This is a genomic window from Arthrobacter sp. zg-Y1171, assembly GCF_025244845.1.
GTDB lineage: Bacteria > Actinomycetota > Actinomycetes > Actinomycetales > Micrococcaceae > Arthrobacter_B.
Genome location: NZ_CP104264.1, coordinates 3,075,620 through 3,090,958, shown reverse-complemented (window position 1 = coordinate 3,090,958; position 15,339 = coordinate 3,075,620). Strand labels below are relative to the sequence as shown.

Sequence of the window (15,339 nt, the reverse complement as noted above, 5' to 3'; positions counted from 1 at the left end):
CCGGATGCCCCGTTACGGGCCGGCCGTTACACGCCGCGGCGGCGGCTGAGCAGCCCGGACATCAGCAGCAGCAGCCCGCCCGTGAGCGGCCAGAGGATGTACATGCTCAGCAGCGCACCGAAGGAAGCGACCACGAGGCTGGCCAGCATGGTGCTGCAGACCAAGATCATTCCCAGAACAATCCGAGCCTGGCCGCGGTGCGGCGAGGGAATGGGCGGAAGCCATGCGGGACGCTCATCTGTCCAGCTCATGCGAGCCATTTTAGGACTGCGCGGCGAGGAAGGAACCGGTCCGCGGCCTGTTTTCTGCGGCGGCCCTCAAACGGCCTCTTCCCGGACGCCGGACCGGCGTGAAACGATGGCAAAATCCTGCCGCCAACCCTGAGGGAGCCTGCCGCGATGGACGAAAGCGATCTCCTTATCGATGCCTTCGGACGGCTCCCCGGCGCAGTCCGGCGGGCAGTGAACAACCTCGACGCCGGTGCACTGAATCACCGCCCCTATCCGGACGGAAACTCCATTGCCTGGCTGATTTGGCACCTGAGCCGGGTGGAGGACCACCAGATTGCCGAGGTGTCGGGGCAGGAGCAGGCCTGGACCGCCGACGGCTGGGCCAAAAGGTTGGGGCTGCCGCTGGCGGTGGAGGACACCGGCTACGGGCATACCTCCGAGCAGGTGGCGCTGGTCCAGGTGCACTCCGCGGAGCTGCTGCTGGGCTATTACGACGACGTGCATTCCCGCACCGAGGCCTTCGTCTCGGGACTGTCGGGCGAGGACCTGGGCCGGATCGTGGACCGGGCCTGGGATCCGCCGGTCACGCTGGGCGTCCGGCTGGTGAGCACCTTCGCGGACTGCCTTGAGCACGTGGGGCAGGCGGCCTATGTCCGGGGAATGGTGCTGGCGCACTAACCGCGTGAGGTCAGCAGTTTTTCGCAGGCGTTGATGCAGCGGCGGCAGGCTTCCGCGCAGATCCGGCAATGCGGGTGCATGGCGGCGTGCTGCTGGCATTCCTCGGCACACGCGGCGCAGGCTGCAATGCAGGCATGCAGCAGGCTGGCGGTCGCCGGCCCCGTGGCACCTGTTCGGGACAGCACTGCGGACGTGGTCGCGCAGATCTCGGCACAGTCCAGGTCGATGCGGATGCAGCTGACCAGCTCGCCCACCATTTCCTCGCTCAGGCAGGCGTCCGCGCAGGCATTGCAGACCTGGGCACATTCACCGCAGGCCAGCAGGCACTCGACCAGGAGGCGGGGATCCGATGTGCGGGGGCCGGCGGGATGGTTTTCGAGCATTTCGGTGATCAGGGCCATGGCATTCTCCTTGGTTCCGGTGTGCTTTGCGCAGGACCGCTCTCCGCGGGCGAACCGTGCCGGTTCCTCGACGGTAGCGAGGGTCCCGAGGCATTCCTAGGGTGCCGGGGGTTTGGTGCGGGCCCGAGCACGTGTTTAGAATCGGTGTAGCCTAGCGGGGTCGGTTGTTCGCGTTTCGATCCGTAGTTCGGACCGGGTACGACGCCGCGCGGTGCAGTTTGGGGCTTTAGCTCAGTTGGTAGAGCGTTTCGTTCGCAATGAAAAGGTCAGGGGTTCGATTCCCCTAAGCTCCACAGGAAAACCCCCGGGAAACCGGGGGTTTTTGCTTTGTCCGGAGCGGTCCTTCCGTGACGGGGCGTCCCGGAGGGACCGATAGAGTTGGTTCATGAACAACTTCAAGCAGAGTGCAGCGCTCATCTCCTGGGGCGGCGCGATTCTGCTCCTCGGTGCCCTCTTTATCCTCTTTTCGGCCATGGATGTCCTGATGTCATCAGGTGCTTATTCCGATTCGCATAACAGCGTGATGTTCCTGTATCTGGGTGTGGTCGTCGCCATCGCAGGTGTTTCGATGCTCCTCGTAGGCATTCACCGCGTAGTTTCCTCCTTGGGTGTGCCAGGAAATCCCGCCGTGCAGGATCAGCCCGTGCCTAACGAGCCGGCAAACCTCGCCTAGCCGCATTTCCCGGTGACCGGGCGTTCCGCGGCGGAGACCGGTGCCGGGCCATCAGCAGGCCAGGGGTGTTAGACACAACACGCTTCATGCGGGCAGGGGACCCGTACCGCGCCTAGGCTGAAAGCATGAAAGTCACTGGCATCATGCGTCCTATCGAAACCCGGGAATTGGAAGCCGAGGGGGAGGGATTCCTCGAAGCCCGGGAAGCACTCCAGGCCCAGGTTCCGGAAGGCTGGCAATTGATTATGGTAACCACTCATCAGTAAGGGTTGAATTAGCGGTACCGGAAGTCCCTAATATAATTCTTTAGCGATACCGGGAGTCCCTTTTATCTTGAAATACTCCTGAAAAACCGCGGATTGCCGCAGGATCGCGGCACCCACTCGGTCCGTCAATAGCGGAATAAAAGAACGGTGCCGGAAATGTTTGATTTACCGGTGACATAATCCGGGGTGCGTGTCATGATTTGCCAATGCCGACCCGTGAAGAAATAGAAGCAGCACGTACTCCTGCAGGTGGTTTCACCAAACAGCAGCTTGAGTTGTGGGGTATCTCCTGGCCGCCCCCGCGCGGCTGGCGCCTCCGCCTCGAAGAAGAAGCCGAAAAGTCCGCCCTGACCGGAAGCCAGGACCGGATCGGCGCGCTCTAGAACCCCGCACGCTACACTTCCCGCATGTCCACCACCTTCCGCAGGATGACCCCTGACGACGCCAGTGCGGTCACTGCCTTCCTGGCCTCAAACCGGTTCCCCTTCCATGTGAATACGGCGCCCGACGAGTTCCAGGCGAACAAGCGGGTGGCGGAGGGGCACTTCTGGAGCAAGGAATCCCAGGGGTACTGGGTGCAGCACGGCGGCAAAGACATTGGGCTGGTGGTCCTGGAGGACCTTGAGGACGACAACCCTGTCTTTGACCTTCGCCTGGCGGAAAGCCAGCGCGGCCGCGGACTGGGCGTGGAGGTGGTTCGGGCCTTGTGTCGGCTGGCCTTCACCGAATTGCCGGATATTGTCCGGTTTGAAGGCCAGACACGGGAAGACAACATTGCCATGCGTAAAACGTTCCTGCGGGCAGGGTTCGTCAAAGAGGCCCACTACCGGCAGGCGTGGCCGACGGCGGACGGCACCCGGCTTGCCTCCGTGGCCTATGCGATACTTCGCTCGGACTGGGAAAACAACACGGTGACTCCACTGGAATTCGACGACCTGCTCCTGGATGCATAGAACCGCAAAAAGCTAGGGGAGCCAATTGGGAACTACGGATGCCGCAATCTCCGTTCGGGGATTGACCAAACGCTTCGGCCGGGTGGCGGCTGTGGACGATTTGTCCTTTGACGTGGAGCCAGGGAGCGTTTTCGCCTTCCTGGGTGCCAACGGTGCGGGGAAGTCCACCACCATTTCCTGCCTGACCACTGTCCTGCCGTTCGACGCCGGCACTGTCGAGGTAGCCGGGCACGACGTCCGCGGCAGCGGCGGCGGCGTCCGTGAAGCCATTGGGGTGGTGTTCCAGGATTCGATGCTGGATCCGATCCTCACCGGCCGGGAAAACCTTCAAACCCGGGCACGGTTCTATTCACCCGACAAAGCGGCCAATAATGCCCGCATTGATGAGCTGGGCCGGATGGTCGGCCTGGGGGAATTCCTCGACCGGCGCTATGCCACCTATTCCGGCGGAGAACGACGCCGCGTGGACATCGCCCGGGCGCTGCTGCACTCGCCGTCGATCATCTTCCTGGACGAACCCACCGCCGGCCTGGATCCGGCCAGCCGTGCCCTCGTCTGGTCCACCATCCACGACCTGCGGGAAAACCACGGCCTCACCGTTTTCCTGACTACCCATTACATGGAGGAAACCGAGGAAGCGGACCGGGTCTGCGTGATTGAGAAGGGGCAGATCATTGCCGACGGCACGCCCACCACGCTGCGCGCCGAATACAGCAGCAGCATCCTCTCCATCACCTCCTCCGACCCGCAGGCGCTGACGTCCCTGGCCCGCGACGCCGGGGTCGATGTCGCCGGGGTGGACGGCAACGTGCTGCGGCTGCGGGTAGACCGCTCCGATACCGCCCGCCGTCTCCTCGCGGCGCACGGCGACAGCGTCCTGGACTTCGAATTCCGCCACGGGACCATGGACGACGTCTTCCTGGCCCTGACCGGCCGGCAGGGGGAAGCAGGATGAACGTAGTCCTGGACATCACCGGCCGGAACCTACGCCTGTACTTCCGTGACCGGCTCAACCTGTTCTTTTCCCTCCTCGGCGCACTGGTCCTGTTCCTGCTCTACACCCTGTTCCTGGGCAACCAGCAGACCGAAGGCCTGGCGGAAATGTTTCCGCAGGCCGCCGAGGAGGACATCAAGGGTTTTGTGGACGCGTGGATGTTCGCCGGGATCGTGGGTATCACCGCAATCACCACGGGGCTCGCCGCCGTGAACGTGATCGTGGATGACACCGCCAGCGGGCGTTTCCGGGACTTCCTGGTGTCCCCGATCAGCCGCGGGCAGCTGGTCCTGGGGTATCTGCTCTCCACCGTCGCGATCGCGCTGATCATGACCACAGTGGTGCTGGCCGTGAGCCTGGGATACCTGGCCGCGGTGGACGGCGTGGTGCTCACGGCGGGCCGGCTGGCCCGCACCTACGGTTACCTGGTGCTCAGCTGCATCGCGTTCGGATCATTGAGCGCCTTCATCGTCACCTTCGTCCGTACCCCGGGTTCTTTCGCGGCACTGTCCACACTGGTAGGCACCATCCTCGGCTTCGCTGCCGGCTCCTACATTCCGGTGGGGGCTTTTCCCGAGGGTGTAAAAAACTTCGTCAGCGCGCTGCCCTTTATGCAGGCCTCCATGGTGGTGCGCCAGGAAATGACCGCCGGACCCATGGACGCCGTGACGGACCAGCCCGAAGCGGTGGCCGCGGTGCAGGACATTTTCGGCATTACTGCACAGGTGGGGGACTGGTCAGTGCCCACCGGCTACGTTGTGGCTGTACTCGCGGCCATGGTGGTGGTCTTCGTCCTGCTGGCGGCGCTGCGGATCCGTTCCCGTATCCGCTGAGCGCCAGGCTGAGCGTCAGGGGCGGGCGTCGTCGGCAAGGACGGCCATCGAGATCGCGTCCACCCATTCCCCGTCCCAGTGCAGCGCTTCTCGGCGCCGGCCCTCCACCACAAACCCGCACTTTTCATACACACGCCGTGCCCGCGGGTTGAACTCGAAGACCTCCAGTTCAATCCGGTGCAGTCCGAGGTCGTCAAAGGCATGGCTCAGCACCGCGCGGGTGGCTTCCGTGCCGTAGCCCAGTCCGAAGACCTTCGGGGAGGACAAAGCGATGCGGAACCCTATCGACTCGTTGTCCGGGTCCAGGTCATTCAGCACTACCTCGCCCACATAAACACCGTCCTCGGCCCGGATTATTGCCCAGTCCGCCCGGTCTGCTTCACCGGCGCGGGTCTGCAGCCAGCTCCGGATCTGCTCCGGAGTGAAAACCGCGTGGGTGCCGGTCAGCCTGCGGCCCTCCGGATCCTGCAGTGCCGCCCACGCGCCGTCGAAGTGCTCCGGTCCCAGCGGCTCGAGCCGCAGGCGGTTCGTGGTGAGCGTGGATTGCTGCGCGAAGAGGTTCCCGGCAATCATGCGGCGGTCCCGGTATCGGCTGCCGCTTCGATGCGGGTGCCCAGGTTCTGCAGGCCGGAGCGGATCATGGCACCGTAGCCTTCGCTCCCGAGCTCCTCGGCAAGGGCCAGGCCCTGTTCCAGATGGCCGCGCGCACGCCCGGGCTCGCCGCGCCGCAGGTAGCCGTCCCCGAGATTCAAATGCAGCGAAGGAGCGAAACCTCCCGCCGACGGGATGCCCAACGGTGCAAGATCTTCGTCGCTGACCCCGGCATGTTCCGCAAGGGCGGCCTCGTCCCATGAGATCTCCGCGTCGAGGTCCGTTTCCGAGTCCGCGAGGTAGTGCGCCAGGACGCATCGATAGGCGTGCTGGTCCGGCACCGTATCCTCCCAGCACGCCAGCAGTGCCTGCTGTCCTGCGGCCTTGTCTCCGCCCAGAGCCACCGTGACGGCGGCCGTGATCTCTGTCCAGGTTGTCATTCGAGCGATCCTAGCGGACCGGCGTCAGTCGCCTCCCGCCGGGAGTTCATAAACGATCTCCAGCCCGTCCTCGTCATCCCATTGCTCACCTGTGGCCACGAACCCGTACTGTTCCACCAGCCGCCGGGAGGCACCGTTATCCGGGCTGATGGTTGCCCGAACGGTGCGGATCGAGGGTTCCCCGGCAGCCACGGCAAGCAGCGCCTCCAGTGCGGCACGGGCGTAGCCCTGCCGCCGGTAGGCCGGGTCCACCGAGTACCCGACTTCCACCGTGCCGTTGCCGTCCGGAGGGCCGTGGAACCCGGCCAGGCCCACCGCCCGGCCCAGTCCGGGGTCAAAGATGGCGCGGGTAATCCAGGCCGCGTCCCCGGGATTCTCTTCCAGCTGCGCGCTCCGGATACGCCACAGCGGCTGCCGGTCCTGGGAAAAGTGCTCGGTAAGCTCCAGAGGCGCCTGCCGGTTGGCGCCGGGCAGGTCACCGGCGGCAAGCGCATCAATCACGCCGCGGGGAAGCTGGATCAGTTCAATGGGTTTGAGTGCCGCTGCCACTACTGGCTCCTTTGCCGATTCCGGCACCGCTTAATGCGCCCGGGCTACCGACCCTAGCCTCCTCCCCGACAGACTTGAAGGACCGCTGCAGCGAAGGGAAGAGCAGATGGGTACAGATTCCGTCCTGATCATCGGGTCCGGTCCGGCCGGTTACACCGCAGGGATCTACGCCGCCCGGGCCGGATTGAAACCCCGCATCCTCGCGGGCTCCGTCACCGCCGGCGGCGCCCTGATGAACACCACGGAGGTGGAGAACTTTCCGGGTTTTCCCGACGGTATCCTCGGGCCCGACCTGATGGAGAACCTGCGCAGGCAGGCGGAGAAATTCGGCGCCCTGGTGGAGTACGACGACGCCGTGTCAGTGGAGCTGGGTGCCCACACCAAGCGGGTGGCCACGGGCAGCGGGGAAACCTACAAGGCCCGCAGCGTCATCCTCGCCACCGGCTCCGTCTATAAGGAGCTGGGGCTGCCGGAGGAAAAACAGCTCAACGGCCGGGGCATTTCCTGGTGCGCCACCTGCGACGGCTTTTTCTTCCGCAACCAGGACATCGTGGTGGTCGGCGGCGGGGATTCAGCCATGGAGGAGGCACTGTTCCTGACCCGTTTCGCGGCGTCGGTGACCGTCGTCGTACGCCGGGACACGCTGCGTGCCTCCCGCATCATGGCCCAGCGGGCCCGGGACCACGCGAAGATCCACTTTGAGTTCAACAGCGAGGTCACTGCGATCCACGGGACGGACAAGGTCACGGGCATGACCCTTACGGACACCGTCACCGGCGCCACGCGGAATCTGCCGGCGCAGGGGGTTTTTGTCGCCATTGGCCATGCCCCGCGTACCGATCTCCTGGCGGGACAAGTGGATCTGGATCCGGAGGGGTACATCAGGGTCGCGGCTCCGAGCACGCAGACCAACCTGGACGGGGTCTTCGCGTGCGGCGACGCCGTGGACCACCGCTACCGGCAGGCGATTACCGCTGCGGGCACCGGCTGCTCCGCTGCGCTGGACGCGGAGCGGTATCTCGCGGCTCAGGCGGATGCCGACAGCATCGCCACCGCACTGGTGGAGGGGTCGCTGAACGGCTAGCCTCAGGCGCCGGTGAAGGTCAGTACCAGCAGGGTGACGTTCAGCCCAACGAGCAGCACCGAAACCAGCACGCCCAGGCCCGTGGTCCACCAATGGTTGCGGTGGCTCCCCATCAGGTCCCGCTGCGCAGTCAGCCAGACCAGCGGAATCAAAGCGAACGGAATGCCGAAGGACAGGATCACCTGGCTGAGGATCAGGGCCCAGGTGGGATCGATGCCGACGGCGAGGATCGCCAGCGCGGGGAGCAGGGTAATCAGGCGGCGCAGCAGCATGGGGATGCGCACCTTCAGCAGGCCCTGCATGATTTCGGCACCCGCATACGCGCCCACCGACGTCGAGGCCAGGCCGGATGCGAGCAGTCCTACAGCGAACAGGGTGGCCACCACCGAGCCCAGCGAGGCGGCAATGGCGGCATGGGCGCCCTCGAGGGTATCGGTCCCTTCCACACCCTGCAGCGAACCGGCGGCGAGCAGCAGGATGGCCAGGTTCACCGAGCCCGCCACGGCCAGGGCAATGGTCACGTCCCATTTGGTGGCCTTGATCAGCCGGGTGGTGGTGAGGGAAGCGGTGCGTCCGGGGAAGCGGTCCCGGGTCAGGGCGGAGTGCGCATAAATGGCGTGCGGCATCACGGTCGCGCCCAGGATGGATGCAGCGAGGAGCACCGATTCGCTGCCTTCGAAGCGAGGCACCAGGCCTTCGACCACGGAGCCGCCGTCGGGCGGGTTGAGGAAGACGCCGGCCGTGAAGCCGACGGCGATCACCAGCATCAGCGTGACGATGACGTACTCGAAGCTCCGGTGCCGGCCGCTGTTCTGCAACTGCAGCACCACCATGGAGATGGCGCCGGTAATGATGCCGCCCAGGAACAGCGGAAGATCAAAGAGCAGCCAGAGCGCGACGGCGCCGCCGATCACCTCCGCGACATCAGTGGCCATCGCGACGAGTTCAGCCTGCAGCCAGTACAGCCGCCGGGCAGGTCTGAGTCCGATGCGTTCCCCGAGGAGTTCGGGCAGGCTGCGGCCGGTGACCAGGCCCAGCTTGGCCGAGAGGTACTGGATCAGCCACGCCATCACGTTGCCCGTCACCACCACCCAGACCAGTAGGTAGCCGAACTTCGCCCCTGCAGTCATGTTGCTGGCAACGTTGCCGGGATCCAGGTAGGCGACCCCGGCTACCAGTGCGGGGCCAAGCAGCCACAGGATATGGCGGGGGCGCGTTGCGGGGCGCGGGGTGTCGGGGAGCTGGACGGTACGGGCCATGACAGCAACCTAACACCTTAAGTTCGGCGTGCCTAACAATTCTTCGGGGGAAGCCTGAGCAGCGGTGAAATCCCGTGTCCCGCCGACTGGTGCCGGTGCAAAGCGCAAAGAAAAGGCGCGCATCCCCGGGGGATGCGCGCCTTGTACGGGCGGGGTGTGGGTTAGTGTCCGGCCGGCGCGTAAGCGGGCTGGTTCGGGTTCTTGGCCAGGTCGAAGGGACCCTTGCTGGCCTGCGGGCCGAAGTACCGGGCGGAGCCGTAGGAAAGGTAGAAGTACACAAAGAGGCCGAAGAAAATGATCAAGACGGCAATCAGGACGCCCTGGCCGAACACCTTCGCAAGGTTGATCGCCAGGAGCACGGCTGCCACGATGTTCAGGACCGGCACTGCGAGGGCCAGGATCCACCAGCCGGACATGCCGGCGATGCGGAACAGCACAACCGTGGAGTAGACGGGAATAAAGGCTTCCCAGGTCTTGCGGCCGGCCTTCTTGAACATCCCCATCATGGCCAGGCCGCTGATAACGAAGCCGATGATGCCGAACACGAGCATGGAGCCAACGAGGGCGCCGACCCCAATGGTTGTTTCCTGCGTAGTTGTGCTGAATTCGGAGGCAGAAAGAACAGACGGAAGAATCGAGACTGGATTGATCATGCCGAGAACGATATTGGGTGGCGTACCCAAGTCAAGGCCCGCGGCTGTGTTTATCGAACCGTTATTCGTTCTTGTTCTTGAGTTCTCCTGCCGGACGCTTCCATGGCAGGGAACCGGTGACTTCCAGCTGCAGCGAATAACTTAAAAACGTGCGGATAAGCACGATTATGGCGAGTATTCCCACCGACTCGAAGGTAGGGGTCACAGCCACCGTGCGGATAATGTCTGCAGCCACCAATAACTCCAGTCCGAGCAGAATGCTTCGCCCCAGCCGCTGCCGGTATTCCTCATAGACCGGGCCGCGCCGGCGCATCGCAGCGGCGGCAGCAGCGATGGTGGCTGCCACGGCACCCAGGACGATGGCGGCTACTCCCGCCAGGTCCATCAATTCCCCCACGGATTCGATCAAATGCTGAAAGTCCATGCGTCAACGTCCTGCCGCAAACACCGCCGGAACAGAGTTCCGGGTGCGGCGGTTACGCCGCACCCTTCCATCAGTCCCTTTCTGCAGTGAGGGGTCAAGAGGGCACCGGCAGCGCAGCGCTGCTTCCATGCGAATCCGGGGCAGGGCGAATCCGGGGAGGGTCAGGCGGCGGCGGGGGAGGACTGGTAATAGAACCGGAAGTCGTCGTAAGGGTCGCGCCAGGCGGAATCGTCCCGGGCAATCCGGCGCACAGTGGAAGCCGGAGTCCACCGGTTATGGGCCTGGCCGTCGTCGTCAATCCAGTGCAGGAGGACCTCCGTGCGTGTCCAGGCCACGGCCTTTCCATCAACGCTGCCGTTTCCCGTCCGGCAGCGGACGTAGGGTTCCCGGCGGTAGCGGGCGTGGGTGACAGGGCCGGCGGGGGCGGAGGGCATTCGGGTGCCCAGTGAGGAACTCATGACCTCCACAATGGCAACCGCCTCTGACATTCCTGCCGTTGGGGCTGCCTCGTCGGTGCAGGCTAGGAAGCGCGGTCCCGCCATTTGGCGGCGGCACGGCTGGTGAGGGCAGCGCCACGGACCGCGGCACGGCTGGTCAGGGCGGCACCGTGGACGGCGGCGCGGCGGGGCATCATCCGGATTACGGGCGCCAGGCCGTTGCCGTGTGCCTCCCCGGCCTGCGGTGCAGCAGATGGTGCTGCGTGTCCCTTCGGCCGGTTGAGCACGAGGTACGCAATACAGATCGGGAGGAAAAGCAGCGAAATGAGCGTGAGCGTGCTGAGGGCAAACACGGCAAGAGCAGCATGTATGGGTGAACCGAAAAGGGCGGCGACAAAGTCCGCGGCGCCAAAAAGCATCCATAGCCAGAAAGCCGCAATCAGTACGAGCCCGCTGCGGGCACGGCGGAAAAGCATGGTGGACCGCCTCGGTGCAGAAGGCATGGCCTGAGACTGACTGCCCATTCGGTTATTCTCCCCAACTGAGGGTCCATTTTTTCGGAACCCATAAGGCAGATAATAGCCGCTATTTATTGAATTGGAAGGAAGGATGCCGCGCCTCGTCCTGTGTTGGCAGCTCCTGCAGTCAGTTTTCCGGCCGGGGATTCATCTTGAGGCTCCGATGCCGCGGACTGTTTGGATTCAGCAGGGAATGCCTGTACCCGTAGAACGCGTAAACCAGCACCCCGATGACCAGCCAAATACCGAAACGCAGCCAGGTTTCCCAGTGCAGCTGCAGCATCAGGAACCCCGAGGCGAGGACGCCGAACGCCGGTACCCACGGCATCAGCGGGAGCCTGAACTCCCGCGGGGCGTCCGGCTGACGGTAGCGCAGCACAATCACTGCCACGCAAACCACCACGAACGCGGCGAGGATGCCGATGTTGGTCAGATCTGCCACGGCACGAATGGGGAAGAATCCGGCCAGTAAAGCGGAAGTGCCGCCGGCGATCCAGGTCACCCGCTGCGGCGTGCCCCGCTTGTCCGTTCCGGCGAACCAGCCCGGAAGCAGCCCGTCCCGGCTCATGGCGAACCACACCCGGGTCACGCCGAGCAGGAACGTAAGCATCACGGTAAGGATGGACAGCACAGCGAAGGCTGAAATGACGGTGGCGATGACGGGCAGCCCGACGGATTGGAACGCGGAGGCGAAACCGGCGGTCGGGCTGATGTCCCGGTAATTCTGCATTCCGGTCAGTACCAGCGTGGCGAGGATGTACAGGACCATCGCGATGGCCAGGGAGAGCAGGATGGCTTTGGGCATGTGTTTCTTGCCGTCCGTGGCTTCCTCGGCGGCGGTGCTCATGGCGTCGTAGCCGAAGACGGCAAAGAAGACGGTGGCTGCCCCGGTGAACACCGCCCCGAAACCGCTGGGCAGGAACGGGGTGTAGTTGTCCGCGTTGATGTAGAAGAACCCCAGTCCCACGATGAACACGATGAGCAGGACTTTCAGGCCCACGGCCACCAGTTCAAAGCGTCCGAAGGTCTTGGTGCCGCGGCTGAGGATCCAGGTAATGAACAGGCAGACGACGGCGGCGGGCAGGTTGATCAGCCCGCCCTCCACCGTGTCCCCGGTTCCCTGCATCCAGATGGGCATCTCGATGCCGAAACCGGCGAGGAACTCGGTGAAGTAGCCGGAGATGCCGATGGCCACCACTGCCACGATTGCGGTGTATTCCAGCAGCAGGTCCCAGCCGATGAACCACCCGATCAGTTCACCCAGCGCCACGTACCCGTAGGTGTAGGCGGACCCGGCGCGGGGCACCAGTCCGGCGAACTCGGCGTAGGACAGGGCCGCCGCGGCGCTGGCCAGGCCGGCGACCAGGAAGGAGAGCAGCACGGCCGGGCCCACGGGGGCGGCGTCGGGACCGCCGTTGGCCACCAGTCCGGCGAGGGTGAAGATCCCGACGCCGATGATGCCGCCCACGCCGATGGCCGTCAGCTGCCAGAGGCCAAGGCTCTTGAACAGCTTGTTGCCGGTTTTCTCCTCGTCGATTTCCTCAATGGGCTTGCGGCGAAGGACGGAACCGCCGCTGCCGGGGACTGTGGACATGTCTGCTCCCCTCCGCGCCCGGCGGGACCGCCGGAATCAAGGTCTACGGCTTCAGCTACGGCAGAAGTATGGACCTTCATCGGCCGGCGGGGTACCCCGCCGCCTTCCAGCGGTCGCCGAGCGACTCAGAGCAGGAACAGGCTCAGGACCCAGACCGCTGCGAAACCTGCAATGCCCTGCACGGCAGTGGCCGGTGTCAGCGTGCGGTACGCGGTGGCAGTCGGGATGCGGCTGAACTGGGAGACCACCCAGAAGTACGAGTCGTTGGCGTGTGACACCACCATGGCGCCGGCGCCGATAGCGAGGACCGCGAGGACGGGCCCGGCACCGCCGGCCAGTCCCAGCGGTTCCAGCAGCGGCAGAAGCATGGCCGACGTCGTCACCATGGCAACGGTGGAGGAACCCTGGGCCGTCTTCAAGGCAGCTGAAATCACGAACGGCACCGCAATGCCAAGGCCCAGCGTTGCCAGGTTGTCGGAGAGGAAAGCGGTGATGGAGCTCTTGCCCAGCACCCCGCCGAATGCAGCCCCGGCACTGGTGATCAGCAGGATGGGTGCCGCCAGCACAATCGAGTCCGAGATCTGGGTGTTGAAGGTGCTGAGCCTGCCTTTGCCGCGCAGCAGGAACACCGCCGCCAGCAGGCCGAGCGCAAGTGCGACCACGGGAGTTCCCACGAAGACGGCGGTTGCGGCCAGGCCGCCCTCACCCATCGGGGCGCCGGGCAGCTTGGCTATCGAGGACAGGCAGATCAGCGTAATCGGCAGCAGGATCGGCAGGAAGGCCATAAAGCCGCTCGGCAGCGTTCCATACTGTGTCCTCAGGTCCTCGTAGCTGACCTCCACCTCTTCGGCCGGAACGGGCAGCAGTTCAATGTCTTTTTTCAGGAACCGGTTGGCGTAGAGCAGGGCGGCACCCGCCGAAACCGCGGCCACCACCAGGCCGAGGCCGATCAGCAGGCCCAGGCTGTCCACCACATTCAGGTTGGAGGCGGCGGCCAGCGGTCCGGGCGTGGGCGGGACCATCGTGTGCGTGGCATACAGACCGGTCATCAACGCTATGGACATGGCGACCAGGGATACCTTGGCCCGTTCAGCCATGGCCTTCTTCAGCGAATTGAGAATGATGTAGCCGGAGTCGCAGAAGACGGGAATAGAGACGATGTAGCCAATGATGCTCATGGTCAGGGTCGGAAACCGCGTCCCCAGGACCTTGATCAACACATCAGCCATGGCGATGGCGCCGCCGGACCGCTCCAGGATTACGCCGATCATCGTGCCGAAAAGAATCACCAGGCCGATGTTGCCCATGGTGTTGCCGAACGCCGTCGTAATTGTCGGGATGATTTCATCAACCGGCAGGCGAAACGCAAACGCACCGATAAAGGCGGCGGCGAGGAGGGCGAGGAACGGCGAGATTTTGAGCTTTGCAGTGACGGCGACGATGCCGACGACCAGCAGCAGCAATATCAACAGATCAATCATGGTTTCCTAAAAGTGAAAAACTTCGATGTTTATCAACAGGGCAAATCATGGAATCACGGGTTTTCCCGAAGTCCAAAACGCGGTGCAGCCCGCTGCGTAACGCAACGGCGGCTGGGACGGGGCGGCGGTGTCAGTGGTCGCCCTGCACCTCTGCGAACCCTTGCGGGGCTTGGGAGGTCCGCACAGAATTGAGGCAATCGCTCCACGCCGCACACCCGTGTCGGCGGACCGCCGGGGGAACAGGTTGTCAATGGAACTTCTGCCAACGCACAGCATGCGGATCAATGACTGGTTGGGCGACTATGCAATGAACCTGGGCCGCTACCAGGGCGCGGAGGAGGGCATCCACGGTGCAGTCCTTGCCCGGCTGGCCGACGACGGATTGAACTACCACCACATCCAGCACCGGGTGAAGGCCATCGACTCGCTGGGGAAGAAGCTTGAACGGCGGACCGAGGACGGAGCGCCGCGGTATATCAATGGGCTCAATGACATTGATGACCTGATTGGCGTTCGGATCATCCTCTTCCTGGAATCGGATATCCCTGCTGCCATGGAGGCGTTGTCCGGCACCTTTGAAGAACTGGACCACGTGGACAAGTCCGCCGAGCAGAAAATACGCGGCGATTTCGGCTACTCCGGGCAGCACCTCATCCTCCGGGTCCCCACCGGCAATCCGCCGTCGGGCTGTGAATTGTTCGGCGGGCAGCGGTTCGAAGTGCAGTTCCGCACCATCCTCCAGCACGCCTGGGCCGAGTTCGAGCACGAAATCCGCTACAAAGGCACCGGCCCGGTACCGCCGGAGGTGAACCGGGCGTTCACGCTCGCGTCCGGACTGATCGAACTGGCGGACCGCGAGTTTGATGCCATCAACCACGTGGTTGCGCTCCAGCGGGTGCGCGGGGAAGCCCGCAGCGCCGGAGCTTCGAGCGGGGATGAACTGACCGCTGCCGCGCTCCGCGAGGTTCTCGAGCAGGAACTGCCGGAACATCCGCGCAGCCGTGCCGACCACTATGACTGGCTGGTGCAGGCGCTGGAAGCCAACACCGTCTATTCACTGGCCGAGGCCACCGCACTGCTGCGCTCGGCCGACTGGCCGTCCCTGGCGTCCCGGCTGCGGTACCGGTTTCCGCCGGGCCATGTCCGGGCCGCCGATGACTTCCTGCTGGAACAGTGGGGCAGGGGTTACATCCAGCGCACGGCACACCTGAGCGATGACGGCACCCGGCGCGGAAAACTGGAATACCGGCTGCGGCGGCTGCTTGCCTGATCCGCAGCCGC

General features: G+C 64.5%; 21 protein-coding genes and 1 tRNA gene. 10 read left to right on the top strand and 12 right to left on the bottom strand.

Features of this window, described 5'->3' with window-relative positions; all coding sequences use genetic code 11:
• Window positions 1-26: 26 nt before the first annotated feature.
• Window positions 27-251 carry a hypothetical protein gene (locus N2L00_RS14525; RefSeq protein WP_255765232.1) on the bottom strand — a complete coding sequence of 75 codons (225 nt, stop codon included), beginning with the start codon at window positions 249-251 and terminating at the stop codon, window positions 27-29.
• Window positions 252-398: 147 nt separating this feature from the next.
• Between N2L00_RS14525 and N2L00_RS14520 the strand changes: the two genes are divergently transcribed.
• Window positions 399-908: a mycothiol transferase gene (locus N2L00_RS14520; protein WP_255765231.1), complete on the top strand. Its 510-nt coding sequence runs from the start codon at window positions 399-401 to the stop codon at window positions 906-908.
• Here the strand turns inward: N2L00_RS14520 and N2L00_RS14515 are convergent.
• Complete coding sequence (locus tag N2L00_RS14515; protein WP_255862410.1) at window positions 905-1,309, bottom strand: four-helix bundle copper-binding protein; 405 nt, start codon at window positions 1,307-1,309, stop codon at window positions 905-907. The genes N2L00_RS14520 and N2L00_RS14515 overlap by 4 nt on opposite strands.
• Before the next feature lie 220 nt (window positions 1,310-1,529).
• Here N2L00_RS14515 and N2L00_RS14510 point away from each other — a divergent pair.
• The 7 genes from N2L00_RS14510 (at window position 1,530) to N2L00_RS14480 (ending at window position 5,028) form a co-directional block, all read left to right on the top strand.
• Window positions 1,530-1,602: transfer RNA gene (locus tag N2L00_RS14510), tRNA-Ala, on the top strand.
• Window positions 1,603-1,694: 92 nt separating this feature from the next.
• The gene (locus N2L00_RS14505; RefSeq protein ID WP_255862411.1) at window positions 1,695-1,982 is read left to right on the top strand and encodes a hypothetical protein; all 288 of its coding nucleotides are present in this window, start codon (window positions 1,695-1,697) and stop codon (window positions 1,980-1,982) included.
• 125 nt (window positions 1,983-2,107) lie between these two features.
• Entirely contained in the window at window positions 2,108-2,248 is a 141-nt protein-coding gene (locus tag N2L00_RS14500; protein ID WP_255862412.1) for a hypothetical protein, read from the top strand.
• Window positions 2,249-2,454: 206 nt separating this feature from the next.
• Entirely contained in the window at window positions 2,455-2,631 is a 177-nt protein-coding gene (locus N2L00_RS14495) for a hypothetical protein (RefSeq protein ID WP_255765228.1), read from the top strand.
• A gap of 24 nt (window positions 2,632-2,655) precedes the next feature.
• Window positions 2,656-3,201 carry a GNAT family N-acetyltransferase gene (locus N2L00_RS14490; RefSeq protein WP_255862413.1) on the top strand — a complete coding sequence of 182 codons (546 nt, stop codon included), beginning with the start codon at window positions 2,656-2,658 and terminating at the stop codon, window positions 3,199-3,201.
• A 25-nt stretch (window positions 3,202-3,226) separates the two neighbouring features.
• Entirely contained in the window at window positions 3,227-4,156 is a 930-nt protein-coding gene (locus N2L00_RS14485) for an ABC transporter ATP-binding protein (RefSeq protein WP_255862414.1), read from the top strand.
• On the top strand, window positions 4,153-5,028 hold the full coding sequence (locus tag N2L00_RS14480) for an ABC transporter permease (protein ID WP_255862415.1): 876 nt from the start codon (window positions 4,153-4,155) through the stop codon (window positions 5,026-5,028). Before N2L00_RS14485 ends, N2L00_RS14480 begins: the two co-directional genes overlap by 4 nt.
• A 15-nt stretch (window positions 5,029-5,043) precedes the next feature.
• Here N2L00_RS14480 and N2L00_RS14475 read toward each other — a convergent pair whose 3' ends face one another.
• Genes N2L00_RS14475 through N2L00_RS14465 form a run of 3 tightly spaced genes read right to left on the bottom strand, consistent with a single transcriptional unit; the run spans window position 5,044 to window position 6,608 of the window.
• Window positions 5,044-5,601: a GNAT family N-acetyltransferase gene (locus N2L00_RS14475; RefSeq protein WP_255862416.1), complete on the bottom strand. Its 558-nt coding sequence runs from the start codon at window positions 5,599-5,601 to the stop codon at window positions 5,044-5,046.
• Window positions 5,598-6,059, bottom strand: a complete 462-nt coding sequence (locus tag N2L00_RS14470) for a hypothetical protein (RefSeq protein WP_255862417.1) — start codon at window positions 6,057-6,059, stop codon at window positions 5,598-5,600. The genes N2L00_RS14475 and N2L00_RS14470 overlap by 4 nt, the downstream gene beginning before the upstream one ends.
• A 24-nt stretch (window positions 6,060-6,083) precedes the next feature.
• Window positions 6,084-6,608, bottom strand: a complete 525-nt coding sequence (locus N2L00_RS14465; RefSeq protein WP_255862418.1) for a GNAT family N-acetyltransferase — start codon at window positions 6,606-6,608, stop codon at window positions 6,084-6,086.
• A gap of 106 nt (window positions 6,609-6,714) precedes the next feature.
• Between N2L00_RS14465 and trxB the strand changes: the two genes are divergently transcribed.
• Window positions 6,715-7,692, top strand: a complete 978-nt coding sequence (trxB, locus tag N2L00_RS14460; RefSeq protein WP_255862419.1) for a thioredoxin-disulfide reductase — start codon at window positions 6,715-6,717, stop codon at window positions 7,690-7,692.
• Window positions 7,693-7,694: 2 nt separating this feature from the next.
• On the opposite strand, the gene N2L00_RS14455 is transcribed toward trxB, so the two are convergent.
• The 7 genes from N2L00_RS14455 to N2L00_RS14425 all read right to left on the bottom strand — a co-directional run bounded on the left by N2L00_RS14455 (window position 7,695) and on the right by N2L00_RS14425 (window position 14,058).
• Window positions 7,695-8,951 carry an Nramp family divalent metal transporter gene (locus N2L00_RS14455; protein ID WP_255862420.1) on the bottom strand — a complete coding sequence of 419 codons (1,257 nt, stop codon included), beginning with the start codon at window positions 8,949-8,951 and terminating at the stop codon, window positions 7,695-7,697.
• Window positions 8,952-9,112: 161 nt separating this feature from the next.
• On the bottom strand, window positions 9,113-9,604 hold the full coding sequence (locus tag N2L00_RS14450; RefSeq protein WP_255862421.1) for a DUF5684 domain-containing protein: 492 nt from the start codon (window positions 9,602-9,604) through the stop codon (window positions 9,113-9,115).
• A 61-nt stretch (window positions 9,605-9,665) separates the two neighbouring features.
• Window positions 9,666-10,028 carry a DUF1622 domain-containing protein gene (locus N2L00_RS14445; RefSeq protein ID WP_227919480.1) on the bottom strand — a complete coding sequence of 121 codons (363 nt, stop codon included), beginning with the start codon at window positions 10,026-10,028 and terminating at the stop codon, window positions 9,666-9,668.
• A 161-nt stretch (window positions 10,029-10,189) separates the two neighbouring features.
• A complete protein-coding gene (locus N2L00_RS14440; protein WP_255765217.1) occupies window positions 10,190-10,486 on the bottom strand; it encodes a hypothetical protein in 297 nt (98 codons plus the stop codon).
• A gap of 62 nt (window positions 10,487-10,548) precedes the next feature.
• Window positions 10,549-10,989 carry a hypothetical protein gene (locus N2L00_RS14435; protein ID WP_255862422.1) on the bottom strand — a complete coding sequence of 147 codons (441 nt, stop codon included), beginning with the start codon at window positions 10,987-10,989 and terminating at the stop codon, window positions 10,549-10,551.
• A gap of 121 nt (window positions 10,990-11,110) precedes the next feature.
• Window positions 11,111-12,577 carry an amino acid permease gene (locus N2L00_RS14430; RefSeq protein WP_255765215.1) on the bottom strand — a complete coding sequence of 489 codons (1,467 nt, stop codon included), beginning with the start codon at window positions 12,575-12,577 and terminating at the stop codon, window positions 11,111-11,113.
• 125 nt (window positions 12,578-12,702) lie between these two features.
• A complete protein-coding gene (locus N2L00_RS14425; protein WP_255765214.1) occupies window positions 12,703-14,058 on the bottom strand; it encodes a GntP family permease in 1,356 nt (451 codons plus the stop codon).
• Between the two features lie 250 nt (window positions 14,059-14,308).
• Here N2L00_RS14425 and N2L00_RS14420 point away from each other — a divergent pair, with 250 nt between their 5' ends.
• Window positions 14,309-15,328, top strand: a complete 1,020-nt coding sequence (locus N2L00_RS14420) for a GTP pyrophosphokinase family protein (protein ID WP_255765213.1) — start codon at window positions 14,309-14,311, stop codon at window positions 15,326-15,328.
• Window positions 15,329-15,339 lie beyond the last annotated feature (11 nt).

What these genes read in the sequence shown, in the direction of transcription:
- N2L00_RS14525 (WP_255765232.1), bottom strand. Translation starts at nt 251, where the DNA reads ATGAGCTGGACAGATGAGCGTCCCGCATGGCTTCCGCCCATTCCCTCG.
- N2L00_RS14505 (WP_255862411.1), top strand. Translation starts at nt 1,695, where the DNA reads ATGAACAACTTCAAGCAGAGTGCAGCGCTCATCTCCTGGGGCGGCGCG.
- N2L00_RS14495 (WP_255765228.1), top strand. Translation starts at nt 2,455, where the DNA reads ATGCCGACCCGTGAAGAAATAGAAGCAGCACGTACTCCTGCAGGTGGT.
- N2L00_RS14500 (WP_255862412.1), top strand. Translation starts at nt 2,108, where the DNA reads ATGAAAGTCACTGGCATCATGCGTCCTATCGAAACCCGGGAATTGGAA.
- N2L00_RS14470 (WP_255862417.1), bottom strand. Translation starts at nt 6,059, where the DNA reads ATGACAACCTGGACAGAGATCACGGCCGCCGTCACGGTGGCTCTGGGC.
- N2L00_RS14425 (WP_255765214.1), bottom strand. Translation starts at nt 14,058, where the DNA reads ATGATTGATCTGTTGATATTGCTGCTGCTGGTCGTCGGCATCGTCGCC.
- N2L00_RS14450 (WP_255862421.1), bottom strand. Translation starts at nt 9,604, where the DNA reads ATGATCAATCCAGTCTCGATTCTTCCGTCTGTTCTTTCTGCCTCCGAA.
- N2L00_RS14490 (WP_255862413.1), top strand. Translation starts at nt 2,656, where the DNA reads ATGTCCACCACCTTCCGCAGGATGACCCCTGACGACGCCAGTGCGGTC.
- N2L00_RS14435 (WP_255862422.1), bottom strand. Translation starts at nt 10,989, where the DNA reads ATGGGCAGTCAGTCTCAGGCCATGCCTTCTGCACCGAGGCGGTCCACC.
- N2L00_RS14515 (WP_255862410.1), bottom strand. Translation starts at nt 1,309, where the DNA reads ATGGCCCTGATCACCGAAATGCTCGAAAACCATCCCGCCGGCCCCCGC.
- N2L00_RS14430 (WP_255765215.1), bottom strand. Translation starts at nt 12,577, where the DNA reads ATGTCCACAGTCCCCGGCAGCGGCGGTTCCGTCCTTCGCCGCAAGCCC.
- N2L00_RS14455 (WP_255862420.1), bottom strand. Translation starts at nt 8,951, where the DNA reads ATGGCCCGTACCGTCCAGCTCCCCGACACCCCGCGCCCCGCAACGCGC.
- N2L00_RS14475 (WP_255862416.1), bottom strand. Translation starts at nt 5,601, where the DNA reads ATGATTGCCGGGAACCTCTTCGCGCAGCAATCCACGCTCACCACGAAC.
- N2L00_RS14520 (WP_255765231.1), top strand. Translation starts at nt 399, where the DNA reads ATGGACGAAAGCGATCTCCTTATCGATGCCTTCGGACGGCTCCCCGGC.
- N2L00_RS14480 (WP_255862415.1), top strand. Translation starts at nt 4,153, where the DNA reads ATGAACGTAGTCCTGGACATCACCGGCCGGAACCTACGCCTGTACTTC.
- trxB (WP_255862419.1), top strand. Translation starts at nt 6,715, where the DNA reads ATGGGTACAGATTCCGTCCTGATCATCGGGTCCGGTCCGGCCGGTTAC.
- N2L00_RS14445 (WP_227919480.1), bottom strand. Translation starts at nt 10,028, where the DNA reads ATGGACTTTCAGCATTTGATCGAATCCGTGGGGGAATTGATGGACCTG.
- N2L00_RS14420 (WP_255765213.1), top strand. Translation starts at nt 14,309, where the DNA reads ATGGAACTTCTGCCAACGCACAGCATGCGGATCAATGACTGGTTGGGC.
- N2L00_RS14440 (WP_255765217.1), bottom strand. Translation starts at nt 10,486, where the DNA reads ATGAGTTCCTCACTGGGCACCCGAATGCCCTCCGCCCCCGCCGGCCCT.